Origin of the sequence: Pseudomonas sp. FBF18 (assembly GCF_024261405.1) — a bacterium.
Lineage (GTDB): Bacteria > Pseudomonadota > Gammaproteobacteria > Pseudomonadales > Pseudomonadaceae > Aquipseudomonas > Aquipseudomonas palmensis.
Genome location: NZ_QKRS01000025.1, coordinates 4,717 through 28,596, shown reverse-complemented (window position 1 = coordinate 28,596; position 23,880 = coordinate 4,717). Strand labels below are relative to the sequence as shown.

The 23,880-nt window shown below is 67.3% G+C and carries 12 protein-coding genes; 7 read left to right on the top strand and 5 right to left on the bottom strand.

Annotated elements, in window-relative coordinates; translation table 11 throughout:
- The first annotated feature begins 145 nt into the window (after positions 1–145).
- The 3 genes from dsbD to dsbG are packed head-to-tail and all read left to right on the top strand — an operon-like array spanning position 146 to position 3,461.
- Entirely contained in the window at positions 146–1,864 is a 1,719-nt protein-coding gene (gene dsbD / locus DN387_RS25040) for a protein-disulfide reductase DsbD (RefSeq protein WP_054915572.1), read from the top strand.
- A complete protein-coding gene (locus DN387_RS25035) occupies positions 1,864–2,709 on the top strand; it encodes a TlpA disulfide reductase family protein (RefSeq protein WP_054915573.1) in 846 nt (281 codons plus the stop codon). Before dsbD ends, DN387_RS25035 begins: the two co-directional genes overlap by 1 nt.
- On the top strand, positions 2,706–3,461 hold the full coding sequence (dsbG, locus tag DN387_RS25030) for a thiol:disulfide interchange protein DsbG (protein WP_043862397.1): 756 nt from the start codon (positions 2,706–2,708) through the stop codon (positions 3,459–3,461). The genes DN387_RS25035 and dsbG overlap by 4 nt, the downstream gene beginning before the upstream one ends.
- A 327-nt stretch (positions 3,462–3,788) precedes the next feature.
- Here dsbG and DN387_RS25025 read toward each other — a convergent pair whose 3' ends face one another.
- Both DN387_RS25025 and DN387_RS25020 read right to left on the bottom strand, forming a co-directional pair.
- A complete protein-coding gene (locus tag DN387_RS25025) occupies positions 3,789–5,162 on the bottom strand; it encodes a sodium:proton antiporter (RefSeq protein ID WP_229590412.1) in 1,374 nt (457 codons plus the stop codon).
- Between the two features lie 160 nt (positions 5,163–5,322).
- Positions 5,323–18,273, bottom strand: a complete 12,951-nt coding sequence (locus DN387_RS25020) for a non-ribosomal peptide synthetase (protein WP_054915574.1) — start codon at positions 18,271–18,273, stop codon at positions 5,323–5,325.
- Positions 18,274–18,602: 329 nt separating this feature from the next.
- Here DN387_RS25020 and DN387_RS25015 point away from each other — a divergent pair, with 329 nt between their 5' ends.
- Positions 18,603–19,142 (top strand): RNA polymerase factor sigma-70, encoded by a 540-nt coding sequence (locus DN387_RS25015; RefSeq protein WP_043862395.1) that lies wholly within the window; start codon positions 18,603–18,605, stop codon positions 19,140–19,142.
- Between the two features lie 141 nt (positions 19,143–19,283).
- On the opposite strand, the gene DN387_RS25010 is transcribed toward DN387_RS25015, so the two are convergent.
- Together DN387_RS25010 and DN387_RS25005 are read right to left on the bottom strand one after the other, a co-directional pair.
- Positions 19,284–20,297 carry a GNAT family N-acetyltransferase gene (locus DN387_RS25010; RefSeq protein WP_054915575.1) on the bottom strand — a complete coding sequence of 338 codons (1,014 nt, stop codon included), beginning with the start codon at positions 20,295–20,297 and terminating at the stop codon, positions 19,284–19,286.
- 65 nt (positions 20,298–20,362) lie between these two features.
- Entirely contained in the window at positions 20,363–21,118 is a 756-nt protein-coding gene (locus tag DN387_RS25005; protein ID WP_054915576.1) for an ABC transporter substrate-binding protein, read from the bottom strand.
- 189 nt (positions 21,119–21,307) lie between these two features.
- On the opposite strand from DN387_RS25005, the gene DN387_RS25000 reads away from it, so the two are divergent.
- The gene (locus DN387_RS25000; RefSeq protein WP_043862393.1) at positions 21,308–21,859 is read left to right on the top strand and encodes an exonuclease domain-containing protein; all 552 of its coding nucleotides are present in this window, start codon (positions 21,308–21,310) and stop codon (positions 21,857–21,859) included.
- Between the two features lie 70 nt (positions 21,860–21,929).
- The gene (locus DN387_RS24995) at positions 21,930–22,214 is read left to right on the top strand and encodes a pyrimidine/purine nucleoside phosphorylase (RefSeq protein ID WP_043862392.1); all 285 of its coding nucleotides are present in this window, start codon (positions 21,930–21,932) and stop codon (positions 22,212–22,214) included.
- An 81-nt stretch (positions 22,215–22,295) separates the two neighbouring features.
- Here the strand turns inward: DN387_RS24995 and DN387_RS24990 are convergent, their stop codons facing one another.
- Positions 22,296–22,985, bottom strand: coding sequence for an alpha/beta family hydrolase (locus tag DN387_RS24990; RefSeq protein ID WP_043862391.1), 690 nt, complete (start codon positions 22,983–22,985; stop codon positions 22,296–22,298).
- Positions 22,986–23,034: 49 nt separating this feature from the next.
- On the opposite strand from DN387_RS24990, the gene DN387_RS24985 reads away from it, so the two are divergent.
- The coding region (locus DN387_RS24985; protein WP_254506387.1) for a cbb3-type cytochrome c oxidase subunit I at positions 23,035–23,880 on the top strand (846 nt) is incomplete at its 3' end.

Below are 23,880 nucleotides of genomic sequence, written 5' to 3'. Positions count from 1 at the left end.
CAGTGGGCCACAGGCGGATTAACCGGGGATTATGCCGCGCCCAGGCGCACACGTCGCCTGCGAGGCGACGGCTGCCCATCGGTTAACCCTGGGTTAATCCATGCCGGTCAGTCTTGCGGGCTTATCGCACTGCCAAGGCGTCGACATGCGCGTATTTCTTCTAGCCCTGCTGTGGCTGTTCAGTTCGCTGAGCCAGGCCCAGCCCTTCAACAACCCTTTTGCCCAGAGCGAATTCCTGCCCGTGGAAAAGGCCTTCGTGTTCAGCAGCGAGCGCCTGCCCTCGGGGCAGATGCGCCTGCACTGGCAGATCAGCGACGGCTACTACCTGTACCAGAAGCGTCTGAAGTTCGATGGCCTGGCCCCCGAGGCGGTACCACCACTGCCGCCGGCCCTGCCCCACAGCGACGAGTACTTCGGCGAAACCCAGGTGTACCGCGGCGAACTCGAGCTGCTGATACCGGCCAACGCCACCGGCCAGTTGCGCATGGGCTGGCAGGGCTGTGCCGACGCGGGGCTGTGCTACCCGCCCCAAACCAGCCCGGTCGACCTGGGCGGGCAGGCCGCAGGCGCCGAACAGGCCAGCGACCAGGCCCTGGCCGGCAGCCTCGGCGAACACCCGCTGGCCTGGAGCCTGCTGGCCTTCTTCGGCCTGGGACTGCTGCTGGCCTTTACCCCCTGTTCGTTGCCGATGCTGCCGATCCTGGCCGGGCTGGTGATGGGCAACGGCGCCAGCACCCGCCGCGGGCTGGTGCTGGCAGGCGCCTACGTACTGAGCATGGCGCTGGTGTATGCCGCCCTGGGCGTGGTTGCCGCACTGCTTGGCGCCAGCCTGCAGGCATGGCTGCAGCAGCCTTGGCTGCTGGGCAGCCTGGCCGCGCTGTTCGTGCTGCTGGCCCTGCCGATGTTCGGCGCCTTCGAGCTGCAGCTGCCCACCTTCGTGCGCGACCGCCTGGAGCGCGCAGGCCGCAACACCCGTGGCGGCAATCTGTATGGCGCGGTACTGCTGGGGGCCTTGTCGGGCCTGCTGATGGGGCCGTGCATGACCGCCCCGCTGGCCGGCGCGCTGCTGTACATCGCGCAGAGCGGCAATGCCGTGCATGGCGCGCTGGTGCTGTTCAGCCTGGGGCTGGGCATGGGCCTGCCGCTGTTGCTGCTGGTGACCGTGGGCAACCGCTACCTGCCACGTCCGGGGGCCTGGATGAACCGGGTCAAGGCGGTGTTCGGCTTCGTGTTCCTGGGCATGGCGCTGTACACCCTGCGCGCGGTGCTCGACCCTGCGCTGTGGCTGGGCCTGTGCGGGGCCTGGCTGATTGCGCTGGCCTGGGGCGCCTGGTCCGCGGTCCACACCCTGCTCGCCCTGCAACCGGCCGTGCTGCTGGCGGGCCTGTGGGGCGTCTTGCTGGTGGTGGGCGCGGCCGGTGGCGCGAGCAACCTGCTGCAGCCCCTGCAACCCTATGCCGGTGGCACCGGCAATGCCGTGGCTGCGCCCCACGCCGACGCCTTCACCACGGTGCGCACCCCGGCCGAGCTGCAGGCGCAGCTGGACGCCGCCAAGGCCCAGGGGCAGTGGGTGTTCCTGGATTACTACGCCGACTGGTGCGTGTCGTGCAAAGTCATGGAAAAACAGGTGTTCGCCCGCCCCGACGTGCTCGCCGCGCTGGAAGGCGTGCGCCTGGTACGCCTGGACGTGACCGCCGATGCCCCGGCCAGCCAGCAGCTGCTGCAGCGCTACCAGGTGCCCGGCCCGCCGAGCATGCTGTGGATCGGCCCCGAGGGCGACGAGCGCCGGGCCAGGCGCATCACCGGTGAAGTCAACGCCGCCACCTTCCTGCAACACTGGACCGACACCCGGAGCCAAGGCTGATGCTGACCGTTAACCTGGGCCCCCTGACCATCGCCCTCGACCACCTGCTGCTGCTCTGCGCCCTGGGCCTGGCCACGCTGGTGGGCTGGCGGGTGGCCAGGCGCGGCGGCGACAACCCCGAGGCCGCACTGTTTCGCCTGTTCCTGCTTGGCCTGCTGTGCGCCCGGCTGGGGTTCGTGGCGCGCTACTGGTCGATGTATGCCGAAGACCCGGTGCAGATCATCGACATCCGCGATGGCGGCTTTTTGCCCTGGGCCGGCCTGGTGGCGGTGCTGCTGGGGGCGGCCTGGTACTCCTGGCGCCAGGCGAGCCTGCGCCGGCCACTGGGCTGGGGCCTGTTCAGCGGCGCGCTGTTCTGGTTGCTGGCCAGCTGGGCCAGCCACCTCTACGAGCAGGGCACGCAACTGCCGGACCTGGCCCTGCGCGATGCCCAGGGCCATTCGGTGGCGCTACACAGCCACCGCGGCCGGCCGTTGGTGATCAACCTGTGGGCCACCTGGTGCCCGCCGTGCCGGCGCGAGATGCCGGTGCTGCAACAGGCCCAGCATGATTATCCGGACGTGACCTTCCTGTTCGTCAACCAGGGCGAAACCCCGCAGATCGTCACCAACTTCCTGGCCACCACCGGCCTGAACCTGTCCCATGTACTGTTCGATACCGGTGGCCAGCTGGCCCAGCAGGTCGGCTCCATGGCGCTGCCAACCACCCTGTTCTACGACGCCGAGGGGCGCCTGGTGGGCAGCCACCTGGGGGAGCTGTCCCGTGCCAGCCTGCGCCATGCCCTCGAATCCTTCGACCGCGATACCGCGCTCGCTCCCACCGTTCCAGCAAGGACGACACCATGAAAGTTTCCGCCATTACCCTCGCCCTGGGCATGTTCGCCACCCAACTGGCCGTCGCCGAAGAATTGCCCAAGGCCGTGCAGCAGATCGAGGCCAAGGGCGCCAAGGTCACCGGCAGCTTCGATGCGCCCAATGGCCTGAAAGGTTATGCCGCGCAGTTCCAGAACCGTGGCGTGGCCCTGTACCTGACCCCGGACGGCAAGCACGTGCTGGTTGGCAGCCTGTTCGACGAACAGGGCCAGGACCTGAGCGAGGCGCCGCTGGAGAAGCTGGTGTATGCGCCCATGGCCAAGCAGGTGTGGGCCAAGCTCGACAAGACCGCGTGGATTGCCGATGGCAAGGCCGATGCACCGCGGGTGGTGTACCTGTTCAGCGACCCCAACTGCCCGTACTGCAACATGTTCTGGCAGCAGGCACGGCCGTGGGTGGACTCGGGCAAGGTGCAGTTGCGCCACATCATGGTCGGCATCATCCGCGCCGACAGCCCGGCCAAGTCGGCCGCGTTGCTGGCCAGCGCCGACCCGCAGAAGGCCTTGCAGGCCCATGAAAGCGCGGGCAAGGCCAGCACGCTCAAGCCGCTGGCGAAGATTCCGGCGCAGGTGCAGGCCAAGCTGGATGCGAACCTGGCGCTGATGGAGGAGCTGGGGTTGTCGGCTACGCCGGCGATCTTCTACCTGGATGACAAGGGGCAGTTGCAGACCCAGCAGGGTGCGCCGCGGCCAGAGATGTTGGGGAAGATACTGGGCAAGCGCTGAGGTTGTTGGGACGACAAAAATCTGAAGCCGGGCACCAGGGCTGGCGATGCAAATCCCACAGGCCATGGCCTGCAGGATCGGTGTTGTCAGCCTTGTTTGTTCGGCCGAAGATCGCAGTAGGGCCATCATAGGCCAGTCGACACCTTTGCAGCGCCCTCAGGATCGAGCGCCGCCCGCGCGGCGCATCGCGGGTCAAGCCCGCTCCCACATTTGCTGCAACGTGCCATGGCCTGCAGGATCGGTGTTGTCAGCCTTGTTTGTTCGGCCGAAGATCGCAGTAGGGCCATCATGGCCTTTGGGGGTTGGGGGTTGGGGGTTGGGGTGGCTTTACAGCATCACCAGCGTCAACACCACCAGCAACGGCAACAGCACCGCACACGACCACGCCATGTACCCGAAGAAGCTCGGCATCTTCACCCCGCGCTGCTCGGCTATCGCCTTGACCATGAAGTTCGGCGCGTTGCCAATGTAGGTCATCGCCCCCATGAACACCGAGCCCATGGAGATCGCCAGCAAGGTCTGCGGCATGCGCTCCATCAACACCTGCGCATCCCCAGCCGCCATGTTGAAGAACAGCAAATAGGTCGGCGCATTGTCCAGGAAGCTCGACAAGGTCCCGCTCAACCAGAAGTACATGCTGTCGATCGGCTCGCCCTGCGCACCACTCACGCTCGCCACCAACCACGCCAACTGGCCGTCACTGCCGGCCCGCAATATCGCAATCACCGGGGCAATGGTGAGAAAGATGCCCGCAAACAACTTGGCCACCTCGACGATCGGCCCCCAGTCGAACTCGTTGGCAACCCGCAGGCCGCGCGGGGTGAACCACAACGACAGCAAGGCCAGTACCACCAGCAGGCCGTCACGCAACAGGTTCTGCACCTCGACCCGAGTGCCCATCAGCTCGACGCCAATCCCCGGTTTCCAGAGGCCCGACATCAATACCGCCAGCACCACGCCCGCCAACAGCAGGAAGTTGCGCTTGCCCAGCAGGCGCAACGGCGCATCCGGCGTCGGGTCTTCGGCCAGCATCTCGTTTTCGCGGCGATAGTAGTAGCGGTCGATCAGGTAGAACACGCCCAGCAACGGCACCGCCAGCAGCACCACCGGCAAGGCCATGTGCTGCAGGGTCCAGGCAAAGCTCACACCCTTGAGAAAACCCAGGAACAACGGCGGGTCGCCCAACGGGGTCAGGCCGCCGCCGACGTTGGCCACCAGAAAGATGAAGAACACCACCACGTGCGCGGTGTGCTTGCGGTTGTCGTTGGCACGCAGCAGCGGGCGGATCAGCAGCATCGCCGCCCCCGTGGTGCCCATCACCGAGGCCAGCACCGCCCCCAGCGCCAGCAACCGCGTGTTGAGCCACGGCGAGCCATGCAGGTTGCCCTCCACCACGATCCCGCCCGAAATGGTGAACAGCGCAAACAGCAGGATGATGAACGGCAGGTACTCGGCCAGCAGTACGTGCACGCCCAGCCCCAGGCTGGCGTGCCAGCCGAAGGCAAAGCAGAACGGCAGCGCGAACAGCAGCGTCCAGCCCAGGGTGATCTTGCCGAAATGGTGATGCCACAGCGGTGCGGCCACGATGGGCAGCAAGGCGATGCTCAGCAGGATGCCGGCAAACGGCACGCCCCACAGCAGGCCCATGCGCGCGCCATCGACCTCGGCGGCGCTGGCGATGCCCGGCAGGCACAGCAACAAGAGGGCCGCCAGCAGCGACAGACAGGAACAACCACGAAACAAAGCAGGGAAAAGGCGCATCGATACCGACCGTGTGCAGATGAACAGCAGCGCGCCAGCCCGAAGGCTGGCGCGCATGAGCGAAGCATGGATGCTAAACCAAAATGCCCCGCTCGGCTGCCTACAACGCCTCCAGCGAAGCCATCAGGTCACTCAGCCGGTCGACCTTGTCGTCGCTCAGCACCGTGGCCTCGAGGCCCTCCACATAGATCGCCAGTTCCTCCACGCTGCTGCATTCGAACATGGCCCGCAGCGGCACGTTCAGTTGCAGCACCTTCTGCACCCGCGAAGCAATCTGGGTGGCCAGCAGCGAATGCCCGCCCAACTCGAAGAAGTTGTCGCGCACCCCCACCCGCTCGACCTTGAGCACATCGGCCCAGATGTCAGCCAGTTGCTGCTCCAGTTCGCTGCGCGGCGCCAGGTAGGCCTGGCTGTGCTGCTGGCCGAACTCGATGGCCGGCAGCGCCTTGCGGTCGAGCTTGCCGTTGGCGTTGCGCGGCAACTCGGCCAGCCACGCCCAGTGCAGCGGCACCATGTACTCCGGCAGTTCGGCGCGCAGGCGCTGGCGAACCTGTTCCAGCAATGGCGCCGTGTCGGCACGGCTGTCGGCCGCCACCAGGTAGCCGACCAGGTGCTTGCCGTTGGCACCCTCCTGCACGCCCACCGCCGCGTCACGCACCTGGACCTGTTCATGCAGGCGTGCCTCGATTTCGCCCAGTTCGATGCGGTAGCCGCGAATCTTCACCTGGTGATCGATGCGCCCCACGTACTCCAGCACCCCGTCGGCACGCCGGCGTGCCAGGTCGCCGGTGCGGTACAGGCGCTCGCCCGGGGCGCCGAACGGGTGCGGGATGAACGCCTGGGCCGTGCGCAGCGGGTCGCCCACGTAGCCGCGCCCTACCCCGGTGCCGGCCACGCACAGCTCGCCCACCGCGCCCAGCGGCACCAGCTCGTGATCTTCACCGAACAGGTACAGGCGGTTGTTGTCGGTCGGCGTGCCGATCGGCAGGTAGCTGCCCTGGGTGGAGGCCGCATCGACGCGGAAGAACGCCACGTCATCGGAGCACTCGGCCGGGCCGTAGGCATTCACCAGGCCGACCTGCGGGTAGCGCTCCAGCCACTGCCAGGCCAGCTCCGGCGGCATCGCCTCGCCGGTGGGCAGCATCCAGCGCAGGCCGCTCAGGTGCTGGCGCTCGTTGCCCAGCATGCCCTGGATCAGCGACGGCACGCTTTCGAGCACCGTGATGCCGGCGGCCTGCACATGCTCCAGCAACCCTTGCGGATCGTGCGCGATGGCATTGGGCACGATCGCCACCTGCGCGCCGAACAGCGGCGCGGCAAGGAACTGCCACACCGAGATATCGAAGCTCTGCGAGGCGGTCTGCGCGATCACGTCCGCCTCGCCCAGTTGCAGGTACGGCACCTTGCTCAGCTGGTTGTTGAGCATGCCGCGCTGCTCGACCATCACGCCCTTGGGCAGGCCGGTGGAGCCGGAGGTGTAGATCACGTAGGCGAGGTTCTCCGGCGCGCTGTAGATGCCCGGGTTGGCTTCGCTGCCGTCGCCGGCCTGAATGTCCTCCCACACCAGCAGGCGCGGCCGCCCGGCACACCCCAGTTCGTCGAGCAGGGCCTGTGCCTGGGCCAGGCAGGCCCGGGTGCAGACGATCACCGGGGTGCGGCTGAGCTCGACGATGCGTTGCAGACGCGCGCCGGGCAGGCCCGGGTCCAGCGGCAGGTAGCCGGCGCCGGCCTTGAAGCTGCCGACGATCATGCCCAGCAGCGCCAGCCCGCGCTCGGCCAGCAGTGCCACCGGCTGGTCGACCTGCACCCCGGCCGCCACCAGGGCATGCCCGAGGCGGTTGGCCTGGCAGTTCAGCTCGGCGTAGCTGCACTGCTGTTCGAGGCAGCGTGCGACCACCCGATCGGGATGCGCCGCCACCCTCGCCTCGAACAACGCCGCGTAGCTCTGCTGCAGCGGATAGGCATGCTCGCTGCGGTTGCAGTCCTGCAGCAGGAAGCGCTGTTCCTGCTCGCCCAGCAGTGCCAGCTGCGCCACATCGCCGTGCAAGCCCTCCATCAGCGCCAGCAGCAGGCGCTTGAATTCGCCCAGCAGGCGTTCGACGGTGGCGCGGTCGAAGTAGCGCTGGTCGAACGACAGGTGCAGGCCCAGATCGTCGCCGGGGTAGCACACCGCCGTGAGGGGGAAGTTGGTGTGGGTGCGGCCCGAGTCGGAGGTGGCATTCAGGCTCTGGGCGCGGTCCAGCACCGCCACCTCGACCGGGGCGTTCTCGAACACGAACAGGCTGTCGAACAGCGGCTGGCCCTTGGGCAGTTCGCTGCATTCCTGGATGTTGACCAGCGGCAGGTACTCGTACTCGCGCACCTCCATGTTGCGTTCCAGCAGGCCCTGCAGCCACTGGCGCACCGAACACCGCTCGCCGGGGGCCGGCAGGGTGACACGCAGTGCGATGCTGTTGATGAACAGGCCCACGGTGTGCTGCATCTGCGGCAGGCTGACCGGGCGCCCGGCCACGGTCACGCCGAACACCACGTCACGCTCGCCGCTGAAGCGGCTGAGCACCAGCGCCCAGGCCGCCTGGGCGAAGGTGTTGACGGTCAGCTGATGGGCCTGGGCCAGCTCGCGCAGGCGTACCCCGTCCTCCACCGCCAGGCGCGTGTAGCAGTCGCCCACCTGCATGCCGCCGTGATCGCCCGCGTGCTCGCGCAGCAGCGGGCGGTCGCTTGGAAGGTAGGTGGTGCGCTCGAAGCCCTGCAGGTTCTGCCGCCACCACTGGCGCGCCTCGTCCAGGCTCTGGTGCTGCAGCCAGCCGATGTAGTCGCGGTAGCGCGGCGGCGTCGCCAGCTGCGCCTCACGGCCCTCGCCCAGGGCCAGGTAGATCTCGAAGAAGTCGTTCATCAGCAGCGAGCGGCACCAGGCATCGATGAGGATGTGGTGGTTGCTCATCATGAACCAGTACTGCGCCTGGCCCACGCGGATCAGGCGCAGGTGGAACGGCGCCTGCTGCAACAGCTCGAAACCGGCCTCGCGCTCCTGCTTGTGCAGGGCCTGCAGGCGTGCTTCGTGATCGGCCTGCGGGTCGGCGCTCCAGTCCTGATAGTCGATGGGCGTGGTGCCGGGCTTGTGGATGATCTGCAGCATGCCTTCGCCGGCATTCCAGCAGAACGAGGCGCGCAGGGCTTCGTGCCGCGCCACCACCGCCTGCCAGGCCTGGGCGAAGCGCTGCGGGTCGATCTCGCTGTTGATGCGGTAGCGGTCCTGCATGTAGTAGATGCCGGTGCCCGGTTCGAGCAGGGTGTGCAGCAGCATGCCCTCCTGCATCGGGGTCAGCGGGTACACGTCCTCGATCTGCGCGGCGGGCACCGGCAGGCTGTCGATCTGTGCCTGGGTCAGGCGCGCCAGCGGGAAGTCCGACGGCGTGAAGCTGCCGTTGGCGTCATCCAGGCAATGGACGATCAGGCTCGCCAGCTCGCCGAGGTAGGCGCGGGCCAGCTCTTCGATGGTCTGGGTGTCGAAGCGCTCGCGGCTGAAGGTCCAGCGCAGCTGCAACTGGCCGCCGTACACCTGGCCGTCGACGCTCAGCCAGTTGGGCAGCGGTGCGTCGAGGTCGTGGGCCAGGCCCGCGGGTTCGTCCACCGGCTGATACAGCGCCGCACTGCCGAACTGCTGGTCGAACTGGCCCAGGTAGTTGAAGGTGATGCGCGCCTGGGGCAGCGCGGCCATGGCTTCGCGGGTGGCGTCATCGGCCAGGTAGCGCAGTACCCCATACCCCAGGCCCTTGTGCGGCACGCTGCGCAGTTGCTCCTTGATCGCCTTGATCGAGGCCGCCTGCCCGGCGGCCTCCTCGATGTTCAGCGGGCTCAGGCGCAGCGGGTAGGCGCTGGTGAACCAGCCGACGCTGCGGCTCAGGTCGATCTCGTCGAACAGGGTCTCGCGGCCATGCCCTTCGAGCTGCACCAGCACCGAGGTATCGCCGCTCCAGCGGCACAGCACCCGGGCCAGCGAGGTCAGCAACAGGTCGTTGACCTGGGTGCGGTAGGCCGCGGGGGCCTGCTGCAGCAACTGGCGCGTCTGCCCCTGGCTCAGTTGCACGCTGACGGTGTGCGCCTGGCGGTGCAGGTTGGCACCCTGGGGGTGGTCGCACGGCAGCTCGCGGGTGGCGGCACTGAGCTGCGCCTGCCACCAGTGCTGCTCGTCACGCAGCGAGTCGCTGCCGGCATAGGTGGCCAGGCGTGCGGCCCAGTGGCTCATCGCGCTGGTCTTGGCTGCCAGCGGCTGGCCACGGTACAGCGCCTGCAGGTCTTCGAGCAGCACGCGCCACGACACGCCATCCACCACCAGGTGATGGATCGCCAGCAGCAGGCGCTGGGCGCCCTGCCCGTCCTCCACCAGCAGCGCACGCAGCAGTGGGCCGTCGGCGAGGTCGAGGCTGCGCTGCACATCGCTGTACAGGGCCTGGCAATCCTGCAGATCGGCCACCGAGGCCTGCCACAGCAACTCGCGCGCGTCGGTATGGGCATAGCTGGCGTGGCCTTCACTGAAGCGCAGGCGCAGCGCATCGTGATGCGCCACCAGCGCGTGCAAGGCCTGCTCCAGCGCCTTGCCGGCAAGACGCTCGGCCGGTTGCAGCAGCACGGCCTGGTTCCAGTGCTGCGGTTGCACCACGTCGCTGTCGAAGAACCAGTGCTGAATCGGCGTGAGCGCTGCAGCGCCGCTGAGCGGGCCCTGTTCGATCAGCGTGACCTGGCTGCGGCTGACCACCGTGGCCAGGGTCTGCACGGTCTGCTGCTGGAACAGGTCGCGGGCGCTGAAGTGCAGGCCCAGCTGGCGGGCGCGGCTGACCACCTGGATCGACAGGATCGAGTCGCCGCCCAGTTCGAAGAAGTTGTCCTGCAGGCCCACGCGCTCGACGTTGAGCACATCGCGCCAGATCGCGGCCAGTTGCTGCTCCACCTCGCTGCGTGGCGCCTCGTAGTGCTCGCGGCCCTGCTCCCTGTCCGGCAGCGGCAACGCGTGACGGTCGAGCTTGCCGTTGCCGGTCAGCGGCATCTGATCCAGCAGCACCAGGTGGGCGGGCACCATGTAGTCGGGCAGGTTCACCCGCAGTTGTGCCTTGAGGCTGTCGCGCAGCGCCGCCTGCTGTTCGGCGCCGGCCTGTGCCTGCTCGCACACCAGGTAGGCAGCCAGTTGCTTGCCGCCGGGCATGTCCAGCGCCAGCACCACGGCCTCGCGCACGTCGGCATGTTCCAGCAGGCGGCTTTCGATCTCACCCAGTTCGATACGGAAGCCGCGGATCTTCACCTGATGGTCGATACGCCCCATGTACTCCAGCAGCCCGTCGGCGCGCTGGCGCACCAGGTCGCCGGTGCGGTACAGGCGCCCGCCCCGCTGGCTGAACGGGTCGGCGACGAAGCGTTCGGCGCTCAGCCCAGGTCGATCATGGTAGCCCTGGCCCAGGCCTGCGCCACCGATGTACAACTCGCCAATGGCGCCCTGCGGCAGCAGCGCCAGGTCGGCATCGAGGATGTACGCCACGCGGGCGCCGATCACCCGGCCGATCGGCACGCTGCCGACGCCCGCTTCAAGGGCCGGTGGTGCCAGGCAGGCCAGCGGCATCACCACGGTTTCGGTGGGGCCGTAGGCATTGAAGAACTGCGCCGGCTTGAACGCCTCGCGAATGCGTTGCAGGTGCTCGCCGGTCAGGGCTTCGCCGCCGGTGATGCACAGGCGCACCGGCAGCTGTTCGTCGCGGCTGGCCAGCCATTGCGCCAGCTGGCTGCCGTAGCTCGGCGTGAAGCCCAGCACGCTGACCTGCTGCTGGCGGATCAGCGTGCAGATTTCCTCGGCGCCCCACTGCCCCTGGGCGCGCAGCACCACCCGTGCGCCGCTGAGCAATGGCACCAGCAGGCGCTCGGTGGCCGCGTCGAAGTTGATCGAATAGAAGTGCAGCTCGCAGTCGTCGCTGCGCATGCCGAACGCCTCGATCACCGCCAGGCAGTGCATGGCGATCTCGCCATGGCTGACCACCACGCCCTTGGGCTTGCCGGTGGAGCCGGAGGTGTAGATCAGGTAGGCCTGATGGCCCGGCAGGCTGAGTGACGGCAAGGCCTCGGCGCTGTAGCCGTGCAGCGCCGCCGCGTCGTCGTCCAGGCACCAGCGGGCCATGCCGGGCGGCAGCTCGCCCAGCCTGTCGAACAGCGCGCGCTGGCCCAGCAGCAGGCCGATGCCGCTGTCCTGGATCATGTACTGCAGGCGTTCGAGGGGGTATTCCGGGTCCAGCGGCACGTAGGCACCGCCGGCCTTGAGAATCGCCAGCAGGCCGATCACCAACTGCGCCGAACGCTCCAGCGCCAGGCCCACCCGCACCTGCGGGCCCACGCCACGTTCGCGCAGCACCCGCGCCAGGCGGTTGGCCCGGGCATCGAGCTGGGCGTAGCTCAGGTGTTCGCCGGCAAAGGTCAGTGCCAGTGCATCCGGGGTGCGCTGGGCCTGTGCACTGAACAGGTCATGCACGGTGCGGTTCAGGCCCGGCGCTGCGGGGTCGCCGGCCAGGTTGTCGAACAGGGCCTGGCGCTCGCCCTGGCCCAGCAGCGGCAGTTCGCACAGGCGTTGCTGCGGGTCGGCCAGCAAGGCGTCGAGCAACCGCTGCCAGTGCGCCGCCATGCGCGCGATGCGGGGCGCGTCGAACAGGTCGCAACTGTAGGTCAGGCAGCAGCCCAGGCGACGGTCGAGGTCGGTGACTTCCAGGTTGAGGTCGAACTTGGTCGCCCGGGCATCGTTGACCAGGTACTCCACCTGCATGCCGGCCAGTTGGCGGCTCTGCTGGAATTCCCAGCGCTGCACGTTGCACATCACCTGGAACAGCGGGTTGTAGGCGGCGCTGCGCGGTGGCTGCAAGGCTTCGACCAGGTGATCGAACGGCAGGTCCTGGTGCGACTGGCCGTCGATCACGGTCTGGCGCACCTGCTCGATCAGGTCGGCCACGCGCATCTGCCCGTCCAGCTGGCAACGCAGCACCTGGGTGTTGAGGAAGGCGCCGATCAGCCCCTCGCTTTCCGGGCGGATGCGGTTGGCCACCGGTGCGCCGATGCGCAGGTCGGTCTGCCCGCTGTAGCGGTACAGCAGCAGCGCCAGGGTGGCGGTCATGGTCATGAACAGGGTCAGGCCATGCTCGGCATTGAAGGCGCGCACCCTGGCGGCCAGCTCATCGCTCAGGTCGAAGCGGTACAGCTCGCCGCGGTGGCTCTGCACCGCCGGGCGCGGACGATCGGCGGGCAATTCCAGCACCGGGTGTTCATCGCCCAGCTGTGCGCGCCAGTAGTCCAGCTGGCGCTGGCGCTCGCCGGCCTCCAGCCACTGGCGCTGCCACACGCTGTAGTCCAGGTACTGCACCGGCAGCGGTTCGAGCGGCGAATCGCGGTCGTCGAGAAACGCTTCGTACAGCTCGCCCAGCTCGCGGGCAAAGATGTCCATGGCCCAGCCTTCGGTGACGATGTGGTGCAGGGTGAGCACGAAGTAGTGCTCCTGCTCGCCGGCCTTGACCAGGCAGGCACGCAGCAGCGGCCCGGTCTCCAGGTCGAACGGCTGGTGCGCCTGCTCGTCGGCCAGAGCCTGCAGGCGCTGCTGGCGCTGCACCTGGTCGTGGGCCGAAAAATCCAGCCAGTTCATCACCAGCCCGGTGTCGGGCGAAACGGCCTGGTACGGTACGCCATCGATGCTCGGGAAGGTGGTGCGCAAGGTCTCGTGGCGCACGATCAGCGCCTGCAGGGCCTGTTCGAAGCGGCTGACGTCCAGCACCCCGCGCAGGCGTGCCATGCCGCCGACGTTGTAGGCCGGGCTGTCCGGCTCCATCTGCCAGAGGAACCACATGCGCTGCTGCGAGTACGACAGCGGCACCGGCTGGCTGCGGTCGATGCGCGTTATTTCGCCTTGCAGGTTGTGCTGCCCGGCCAGTTGCAGGGCCTCGATGCGCGCGGCGAAGGCGCCCAGCGCGCTGGCTTCGAACAGGGTGCGCAGTGGCAGTTCGACGTCGCAGGCCTGGCGCGTGCGGGCGATGATCTGGGTGGCCAGCAGCGAGTGCCCGCCGAGGGCGAAGAAGTCATCGTCCAGGCCGACCCGCGCCAGGCCCAGCACATCGCACCAGATGGCGGCGATCTGCTGTTGCAGCGGCGTGACCGGGGCAACATGCACGCGCTGCTGCCAGCTCGGCTCGGGCAGCGCCTTGCGGTCGAGCTTGCCGCTGGGGCCCAGCGGCATCTGCGCCAGGTGCACCAGTTGCGCGGGCACCATGTAGGGCGGCAATTGCGCCGCCAGTGCGCTCAGCAATGCTTCGCCGCAGTCGTGCGCGTGGGTGTAGTAGCCGACCAGTTGCGGGCCGGCCGCCGTGTCGCGTACCAGCACCACGGCCTGCTCCACGCCCGGCTGGGCCAGCAGGCAGGCCTGCACCTCTTCGGGCTCTACACGAAAACCGCGCAGTTTGACCTGCTGGTCGATGCGGCCCAGGTATTCCAGTGCCCCCAGGTCGGTCAGCCAACGCGCACGGTCGCCGCTGCGGTACAGGCGCTGGCCGTCGGCGCCGGGCACGAAGCGTTCGGCGGTGAGGCCCGGCCGGCCCAGGTAGCCACGGGCCAGGCCCGCACCGCCCAGGCACAGCTCACCGGGCACCCCCACAGGCGAAAGCGCCAGCTCCTCATCGAGCACCTGGCACTGCACGTTGGCCAGGGGCCGGCCGATGGGCGAGCGCAGGCCGTCTTCACGGCGGCAGTGCCAGTGGGTGACGTTGATCGCGGTTTCGGTCGGCCCATAGCGGTTGTGCAGTGCCACGTGCGGCAGTACCTGCAGCACACGGTCGCGCAGCGCCGCCGGCAACGCCTCGCCGCCGGAGAACACCCGGCGCAGGCTGGTACAGGCGGCCGCCAGGGGCTCCTGCACGAACACCTGCAACAGCGGCGGCACGAAGTGCAGCGTGGTCACGCCATGCTGCTGCACCAGTTCGGCGATGCGCTGCGGGTCGCGGTGCTCGCCGGGGCCGGCCAGCACCAGCGTGCAGCCCTGGGCCAGCGGCCAGAAGCATTCCCACACCGACACGTCGAAGCTGATCGGGGCTTTTTGCAGCAGCACGTCGTGGTCGTCCAGCGCATAGGTGGCCTGCATCCAGTGCAGGCGCTCGGCCAGGGCCGCATGGGTGTTGCCCACGCCCTTGGGCTGGCCGGTGGAGCCGGAGGTGTAGATCACGTAGGCCAGGTTGTCACCGTGCAGGTGCAGGCCCGGCGCCTGGCTGGGCCAGTTGTCCAGGTGCAGGGTGTCCATGGCGATGGTACTCACGCCCTCGACCTGGGGCAGGCGCTCGAGCACCTCGCTGTGGCTGAGCAGCAGGCTTGCGCCGCAGTCGGCGAGCATGTAGGCCAGGCGCTCGGCCGGGTAGTCGACGTCCAGCGGCACGTAGGCACCACCGGCCTTGAGAATCGCCAGCAGGCCCACCAGCAGCTGCGGCGAACGCTCGGCGGCAATCGCCACGCACACGTCCGGGCCCACGCCCTTGTCGCGCAGGTAATGGGCCAGGCGGTTGGCCTGGGTGTGCAGGCTCGCGTAGTCCAGGCTGCCGCCGGCCCATACCAGCGCGGTGCGCTGCGGGGTGCTGCGCGCCTGTTCGTTGAGTTGCTCCACCAGCCACTGGCCGGGGGCCGCTGCCGGGGCCTGGCCCCAGTCGAGCAGTTGGGCGCGGCCCGGGGCGTCGAGCAGGTTCAGCTCGGCCAGCGGCAGCTGCGGCGCGCTGCTCACCTGCTGCAGCAGGCTGACCAGTTGCGCGGCCAGGCGCTCGATGCTGGCAGCGTCGAACAGCTCGTCGGCATAGTCGAAGGAAAGGCTGATGCGGCCCTGGTGGTCTTCTTCGCTGTGCAGTTGCAGGTCGAACTTGGCCTCGCGGCTGTGCCACGCCAGTTCGTCGGCCAACAGCCCCGGCAGGCGGCGCAAGGCGCCGAGGTCGCGCTGCTGGTGGTTGAACATGACCTGGAACAGGCCCTGCTCGCGGGCCTCGGGGAAGGCTTCGACCAACTGCTCGAACGGCAGGTCCTGGTTGGCCTGGGCTTCAAGGGTGCGCTGGCGCACCTGGGCCAGCAAGGCACTGAAGGGCTGGCGCGGGTCAAGCTCGGCACGCAGCACCTGGGGGTTGATGAAGAAGCCGACCAGGCCCTGGGTTTCCAGGCGCGGGCGGTTGGCATTGGGCACGCCGACACGGATGTCGCGCTGGCCGCTGTAGCGGTGCAGAAGGGTTTGCCAGGCCGCCAGCAACAGCATGAACAGGCTGGCATCGTGGGCCTGGGCCACCTGGCGCAGTGCAGTGCCCAGCGCCGGCTCAAGACGCAGGCTCAGGCGCGTGGCGCTGTTGCGCTGCTGCACCGAGCGCGGGTGATCGGTGGGCAGGTCGAGCACCGGCTGCGCATCGCCGAGCAAGGCCTTCCAGTAGGCGAGCTGGCGGGTACTTTCCCCCTGGGCCAGCCACTGGCGCTGCCAGCTGGCATAGTCGGCGTAATGCACCGGCAATGCATTCAGTCGCGCCTGCTGGCCCTGGCAGGCGGCGGCATACAGGCGCGCGAATTCGCCCAGCAGAATGTTCATCGACCAGCCGTCGGCGATGATGTGGTGCAGGGTCACCCACAGCTGATGGGTTTCGTTGTCCTGGCGTACCAGGGTGACCCGCAGCAGCGGCCCGCGCTCCAGGTCGAAGGGTTGGCGCGCCTCGTCTTCGCGCAACTGCTGAACGCGGGCCGGGGTTTCGTGCCCCAGGTCCAGGCTGTGCACCTGCAACGCCAGGTTCGCCAGCACGCGCTGCACCGGTTGCCCGTGGTGGTCGGCAAACACCGTGCGCAGCGCTTCATGGCGGGCCACCAGCGCCTGGAAGCTGCTGCGCAGCGCAGCCTCGTCCAGTTCGCCGCGCAAGCGCAGGCCCCCCGGGATGTTGTAGGCCGCACTGCCGGGCTCCAGTTGCCACAGCAGCCACAGCCGGGCCTGGGCCAGCGATTGCGGCAGCGCCTGTTCCCGGGGCAATTGCGCGATGGCGCCCTGGGCCACCCCGCCGTCGATGTGCAGGCGGGCCACCTGGGCAGTGAAGCCTGCCAGGGTCGGCGCTTCGAACAGCAGGCTCAGGCTCAGTTCCAGCCCCAGTTCGTCACGCAGGCGCGCCGTGAGCTGGGTGGCGGCGATGGAGTTGCCGCCGAGCAGGAAGAAGTGATCGTCTTCGCCCACCTCGGCCACGTTCAGTTGCTCGCACCACAGCCGCGCGATCAGCGCCTGCAACCCGTCGCCGCTCGGCGCCGCGTGGCGTGCGGCAGGCGCCTGGGCCTCCGGGAAGCGGGCGTAGCAGTCCAGGCTGCCATCGTGCAGGCGCAGGCGGCAGGCCGAACGCTGCAACTTGCCGCTGGAGGTCTTGGGCAACGCACCGGGGTTGAGCAGCAGCACCACCGCCGGTGCCTGCTGGCAGGCATCGGCGATGACCTGGCGCAGGGTGCAGATCAGGTTCGCCGGCTCGATGACCTTCTGCACGTTGCGGCTGATCTCCACCGCGATGCCGATACCCTCCTCGCCCTGGTCGTCGACGGCGAACACTGCCACGCGGCCCTTGCGCAGCACGTCGACCTCGCGCTCCAGGGTCTTTTCCAGGTCCTGCGGGTAGAGGTTGTGCCCGCGCACGATGAGCATGTCCTTCAGGCGCCCGGTGACGAACAGTTCGCCGTCACGCATGAAGCCCAGGTCGCCGGTGCGCAGCCAGGTGCGCCCGCCGTGCTCGACGAAGGTCTTTGCGCTGGCCTCGGGGTTGCGCCAGTAACCGTGGGCGATGCTCGGGCCGGCGGCCCAGATCTCGCCCACCTGGTTGTCGCCCAGCACAGCCAGGGTGTGCGGTTCGACGACCTGCACCGCGTGCAGCGGCTGGCTGAAGCCGCAGCTCATCTGCACGCTGCCCTCGCCTGCTTCGGCGCGGTTGTGCGCCAGTGCCGCGCTGTCCAGCGCCAGCGCGGGGATACCGCCGCCGCGCACGCTGCCACTGACGAACAGGGTGGCTTCGGCCAGGCCGTAGCTGGCGAAGAAACTCGAGGGCACAAAACCGCACGCGGCGAATTTGTCGGCAAAGCTGTCGAGGCTGTCCTGGCGGATCGGCTCGGAGCCCGAATAGGCCACGCGCCAGCAGCTCAGGTCGAGGCTGGCCAGCGCCGCACTGCTGACGCGCTCGTTGCACAGGCGGTAGGCGAAGTCCGGCCCGCCGCTGATGGTGCCGCGGTAATCGCTGATCGCCTGCAGCCAGCGCTGCGGCCGCGCCAGGAAGTAGGCCGGGGCCATCAGCACGCAGGGCACGCCGCTGAAGATCGGTTGCAGCAGGCCGCCGATCAGGCCCATGTCGTGGTACAGCGGCAGCCAGCTGACGATCACGTCGTCGGGGTTCACGTCGATGCCGAAACCGTGGCGGATCAGCACTTCGTTGGCCACCAGGTTGCCGTGGCTGACCTGCACGCCCTTGGGCAGCGCGGTGGAGCCGGAGGTGTACTGCAGAAAGGCGATGTCGTCCGGCTTGAGCGACGGGGCCTGCCACTGCTCGCCCAGGCCGGCGTCAAGGTGATCGACGCTGAGCAGCTGCGGCGCATCCTCGCCCTTGAGTGCATCCAGGGCCAGCAGGCTGTTGTGCAGGTTGTCGACGGTCAGCAGCAGGCGCGGCTGGGCGTCCTCGATGATCGACAGCAGGCGGGCCTGGTGGTGGGTGCGCGAGGATTCCGGCGGATAGGCCGGCACGGCGATCACCCCGGCATACAGGCAGCCGAAGAACGCGGCGACGTAGTCCGGGCCACTGGGGAACAGCAGGATCGCGCGGTCGCCCGGCACCGCACGCGCCTGCAATGCGGCGGCGATGCTGCATGCACGCAGGTGCAGGTCACGGTAGCTGAGCACGGCCTGGTCGCGGGCGTCTTCGGCGAGAAAGCGCAAGGCCACCCGCTCAGGGGTCAGCGCAGCACGCTGGGTGAGGGCCTGGACCAGCGTAACCGGGAGTTCGAAGGCGTCCGTCATGGAAAGTTCCTGCCAGTGTCTGTACGTGAAAATCGGCATCGCGGGGCGCAGGGAGCCGGGTGTTCGGGCACCGGCACACGCCCTTCAGGGGCCGAGGATGTACACAGGGGAACGGATGAACGGGTGAAATAATTAGGCGCCACTGTGGCGCGGCGACAGGTGATTTTCGAAGCGGATCACGGGGTGGTGCTTAGAACCAAAAAACAGTTTGAAGTATTACTTTTCGCATTTGACAATAATTATCATTAAGAATAGCTTGTCGCACGTCGTAGGAAGCATCTCCTCGCGGAGTGCTTCGCTTCCCTCTTCGAGAACAAGGTGAAATTTCCATGGCGGAACAACTGTCCACAAGTAAGTGCGATTCACCGTTACTCCAAGCGTTCGTCGACAATCGCAGCATTCTGGTGAAAATTGCCGCCCGGATCACCGGGTGTCGCTCACGCGCCGAGGATGTCGTGCAGGACGCTTTCTTCCGGCTCAGTGCAGCCCCGCAGATCACCTCGTCGTTCAAGGCGCAGTTGAGCTACCTGTTCCAGATCGTGCGCAACCTGGCCATCGACCATTACCGCAAGCAGGCGATGGAGCTGAAGTATTCCGGCAGCGAAGAGGAAGGTCTGAATGTGGTCATCCATGGTGCCTCGCCCGAAGCCACGCACATCAATTTCGCGACGCTTGAGCACATTGCCGATGCGCTGAGCGAGCTGCCGCAGCGCACCCGCTATGCGTTCGAGATGTACCGCCTGCATGGCGTGCCGCAGAAGGACATCGCCAAGGAGCTGGGCGTGTCGCCGACCCTGGTGAACTTCATGATTCGCGATGCGCTGGTGCATTGCCGCAAGGTGTCGCTGGCGCGGGGTGAGGTGGCCTGAAGGGGCCACCCTGCGCCGCTGCTGCCCTGTAGGAGCCGGCGTTGCCGGCGACCCTCCAGGCCAGATGCCGGGTGTCCGGCAGCACGAGCGCCTTGTGCTGGTTCGCCGGCAACGCCGGCGCCTACAGGATCGGGTGCCGGCCTATACCAGCCTGCAGCGCTCGAAGAAGCGCTCGCGCCCCAGGATCATCAGCGCCGCACGCTTGTGCGGGAAGTCGAATTCCTTCTCGCAGTGAAAGCACTGGTCATGCATGTAGCCGATCATCTTGGCATTGTCGGCCCGAGGCTCGGCCACCACGCGCTGGGTACGCGGGTCGTCCAGGAACAGGTAGTGCACCAGCGCCGACAGCCAGCTGGCCACCTTGTGCGGCCCGCGGTGCGTCTGCTCCCCTACCAGCATGTGAATGCCACGGTCGTAGTCGTCGGCCGCATAGAACGGTGCAATCCGGTCCTCCTTGGCCCAGTAGGCTTCGAAGTAGGCAAACGGCTGGTCGTCGAAGCAGCCGATCAGGGTCAGTGTGTGCGGGTCGGCCTCAAGCTTGCTCAGGTAGTCGCGGTGCTGTTCGAGGCTGCCGCCCTCCTGCCAGAAGCTCAGCACCCGCGGGTTGTTCTGCCAACGGTTGAAGCGCTCCAGGTCGTGGTCGATTTCCAGGGTCCGCAACGAGATCCAGGCCCCCAGCCGCGCATCGAAGCGCCGATACACTTCCCCCCGCGGCTTGGGCGCACGGCGCGGATGACGCTTGCCGGCACTGATCTGCATCTGCTGCGGGTACACGCCCGACAGCGATTCGCCCAGCCACGGTTGCGGCAACTGCCAGAACAGCGTGCGCTCGCAGCGGTAGCGCCCCGCCTGTTCGTCGGCCACCAGCAGGCCGCTGGCCAGTGCCGCCTCGGGCACCTGCGCCAGATGCCAGCACAGGCGCTGACACCCCGGATCGCGGGAAAACAGCCAGTAGCACGCGGCCCACAACGCCTGCTGTGGGCGCTCGGGGCAGGTGTATTGCAGGTGCACGTTGAGGTCATCACCGCGCTCCAGACGCAGGCGCACCAATGGCGTGTCTTCGAGCACCAGGCTCAGGTGGCAGTCGGTTTCATCGGCGCTGAGGCTGCGCCAGCGCGGCAGGGACAACGCGCAGGTTGCGGTATCGGAAGGCATGGTCTTGGGCTCACGAAGTGGAAGAGACAATCTCACTGCTGTTGACGTGAAAACCGTAGGCGAATTTAGGGCGAATGGGCCGCGCTGACACCGATCTGGTAAGGCCCGAAGATGTCCTGCAACTGACCGTTCTCGTGCAGTTGCTGCAACAGACGGGCAAAGGCCTCGCCACTGATCGGTGCCTGAGGACGCAACAGTGCGTAATGGTGATAGGTCTGGTCGGTACGCTCGGAGGCCAGGAACTGGCCTCGGTAATCCTCGTGGCGCGCCAGAAAGTCGTACAGGTACGAACGGGTCACCAAGGCCACGTCGGCGCGGTCGCGCTGCACCATCATCAGGTTGCTGTCGTGGGAATAGGTCAGGGTGGCGCCGAATGTTTGCTGCAGGTACCTGGCGTCGGCATTGAAACCGGCGAAGGCGTAGTGATAGCCGCTGTACAACGCCAGGCGCTTGCCCTGCAGGCTGTCGAAGTAGCCCTGGCCGCGGCCTTCGATATTGTGCGTGACGAAGACTTCGGCATCTTCGAGGCCGAGATCGACCTTGACGAAGTCGATGCCTTTCCAGCCCCAGTCAGGGTTTTCGAAGATCGCCATGTCGATGCGACCCTCGTTGAAGTCGCGAAAGCGTCGCGGTATGGAGGTGGGCACCAGCGTGAAATGGTAGTTGTCCTGAAGCGCGTTCAAGGCCTGGATCAACTGCGCCAGCAGGCCGCTGCCGGTATCGCGTTCGGGATTGACGGTGTACGGGGGAAAGTGCGCTGCGCCGATCCTGATCTGCTCCTGGGCACACGCCGGTGTGGTCAGCCACGCCACCGCGAGCATCGACAGGGAGAGCACGACCTGTGGCAGTGACGCTGAACTCAAGGCAACACACTCTTTACGGGTTCGCGCCTAAACTAGGCGTTTTCCTACGCTTGCACAACTGGCAGAACCATCAGGCAAATGGCCACGGGATACCGCACAGGCCACAGATTGGCTACGCTCAGGCGAGTATCTGTCAAGGAGCCTGCCATGGGCCACTGGTTGGTGATCGACCTGGAAGCTACCACCGACGAGGGTGGCTGGCCGATCGAAGACATGGAAATCATCGAGATCGGCGCCAGCCTGGTCAACCGCGAAGGCCGCGAGGTGGACCACTTCCAGCGCTTCGTCAAACCCCGGCGGCGCCCGCTGCTGACGCCCTTTTGCCGTGAGCTGACGCATATCGCCCAGGCGGACATCGACGCCGCCGCCTCCTTTGCCAAGGTGTGGGACGGGTTCGAGCACTGGCTGCAGCATCAGCAGGCGCACCTGCAGGGCTGGGTCAGCTGGGGCGACTACGATCGCCGCCAGCTGCTGCAGGAATGGCAGGTGCACCAGGTGCACAGCCTGCTGGCCGACACCTGCCACCTCAACCTCAAGCAGCGCTTCGCCAAGGCCCGCCACCTGAAACGCCCGCCCGGGCTCAAGGGCGCGCTGGCCCTGGCCGGGCTGCAGTTTGTCGGGCAGCAGCACCGCGCTCTGGAAGATGCGCGCAATACCGCACGCCTGCTGCCGCTGAGCCTGCCGGCCCAGGGCGCCTGAAAGCGGATGACGCCACCGGGAGGCTTGGGCATACTGGCCAGCCCTTTTTTGCCCCTTTCAGGAGTCGCCCATGTTTAAGGTCAACGAGTACTTTGATGGCACGGTCAAGTCGATCGCCTTCACCAGCGCCGAAGGCCCGGCCACTGTCGGCGTGATGGCCCCGGGCGAGTACGAGTTCGGTACGGCCAAGCGCGAGATCATGCACGTGGTGTCCGGCGCCCTGATCGTCAAGCTGCCGGGCAGCGACAACTGGGAAACCTTTACCGCCGGCAGCCAGTTCAATGTGCCGGCCGACAGCAAGTTCCAGCTGCAGGTGAAGGTCGATACCGCCTACCTGTGCGAATACCGCGACTGATTCAAAGGCTTCGCCGGCAAGGCCGGCTCCTGCAGGGGACTGCGGTCGTTGCAGGAGCCGGCCTTGCCGGCGAAGCGGCCATCAGCGTAAAAACGCCACGATGCTGTCCGCCGCCGCCCCCAGGTGGTGCGCATGGCTGAACCCCGAGGCCTTCAGCGGCTTCAAGTCATGATCCCCTGCCACCAGCCAGCACAGCTCGATGGCTGACGACAGTGCATACCCCTCCACCGTCTCGCGATTGCCCAGCGCATCACGCTCGCCCTGCACGATCAGGGTTGGCGTCTTCAGTTCGGCCAGGTGCGCCACCCGCGGCTTCTCGGGCTTGCCTGCGGCATAGAACGGATACCCCAGGCACACCAGCGCATCCACCCCCAGTTCGTCCGCCACCAGGCTGGCCATGCGCCCGCCCATGGACTTGCCGCCGATCACCAGCGGCCCAGCGACCAATGGTCGCACCTGGGCCACCACTTCGCGCCAGCAGTCGAGCAGGCGGGCCTGGGGGTTTGGCGGCCTTCTGCCACCATCGAGCCGGCGCTGAGCCATGTAGGGAAACTCGAAGCGCAGTACCGCCAGCCCTTGCGCGGCAAGCCTCTGCGCCATGTCGGTCATGAACGCGCTGTCCATGGGTGCGCCCGCGCCGTGGGCCAGGATCAGGCACCCCAGGGGCGACGCATCTGCCTGATTTTGCGGGGCATCGTACAACCAGCCGCGTTGTTCGACCCACTGCGCCCATTGATCCCCGTCAATACCGGCCACTTGCCCATTACTCATGCTTGCCTCGCTGTTTAGCCTGCCTATAACCGTGGATGGGAACCCATACATGAACACAACCAGCAGTACCGCCTACAACTACCAGGTGGTCCGCCAATTCGCCATTATGACGGTGGTGTGGGGAATCGTCGGGATGGGGCTCGGCGTTTTTCTCGCCGCGCAGCTCGTCTGGCCTTCACTCAACTTCGACCTCCCGTGGACCAGCTTCGGGCGCCTGCGCCCCTTGCACACCAACGCGGTGATCTTCGCCTTCGGGGGCTGTGCACTGTTCGCCGCCTCCTACTACTCGGTACAGCGTACCTGCCAGACCGTGCTGTTCTCGCCACGCCTTGCCGCCTTTACCTTCTGGGGCTGGCAACTGGTGATCGTGCTCGCGGCCGTCAGCCTGCCGCTGGGTTATACCAGCTCCAAGGAATACGCCGAACTGGAATGGCCGATCGACATCCTGATCACCATCGTCTGGGTGGCCTACGCCGTGGTGTTCTTCGGCACCCTGATGAAGCGCACCACCAAGCACATCTACGTGGGCAACTGGTTCTTCGGTGCGTTCATCATCACCGTGGCGATCCTGCATATCGTCAACAACCTGGAAATCCCGGTCAGCCTGACCAAGTCGTACTCGCTGTACGGCGGCGCCACCGACGCGATGGTGCAATGGTGGTACGGCCACAACGCCGTAGGCTTCTTCCTGACCGCAGGCTTCCTGGGCATGATGTACTACTTCGTGCCCAAGCAGGCCGAGCGCCCGGTGTACTCGTATCGCCTGTCGATCGTGCACTTCTGGGCCCTGATCACCCTGTACATCTGGGCCGGCCCGCACCACCTGCACTACACCGCCCTGCCCGACTGGGCGCAGTCGCTGGGCATGGTGATGTCGCTGATCCTGCTGGCGCCC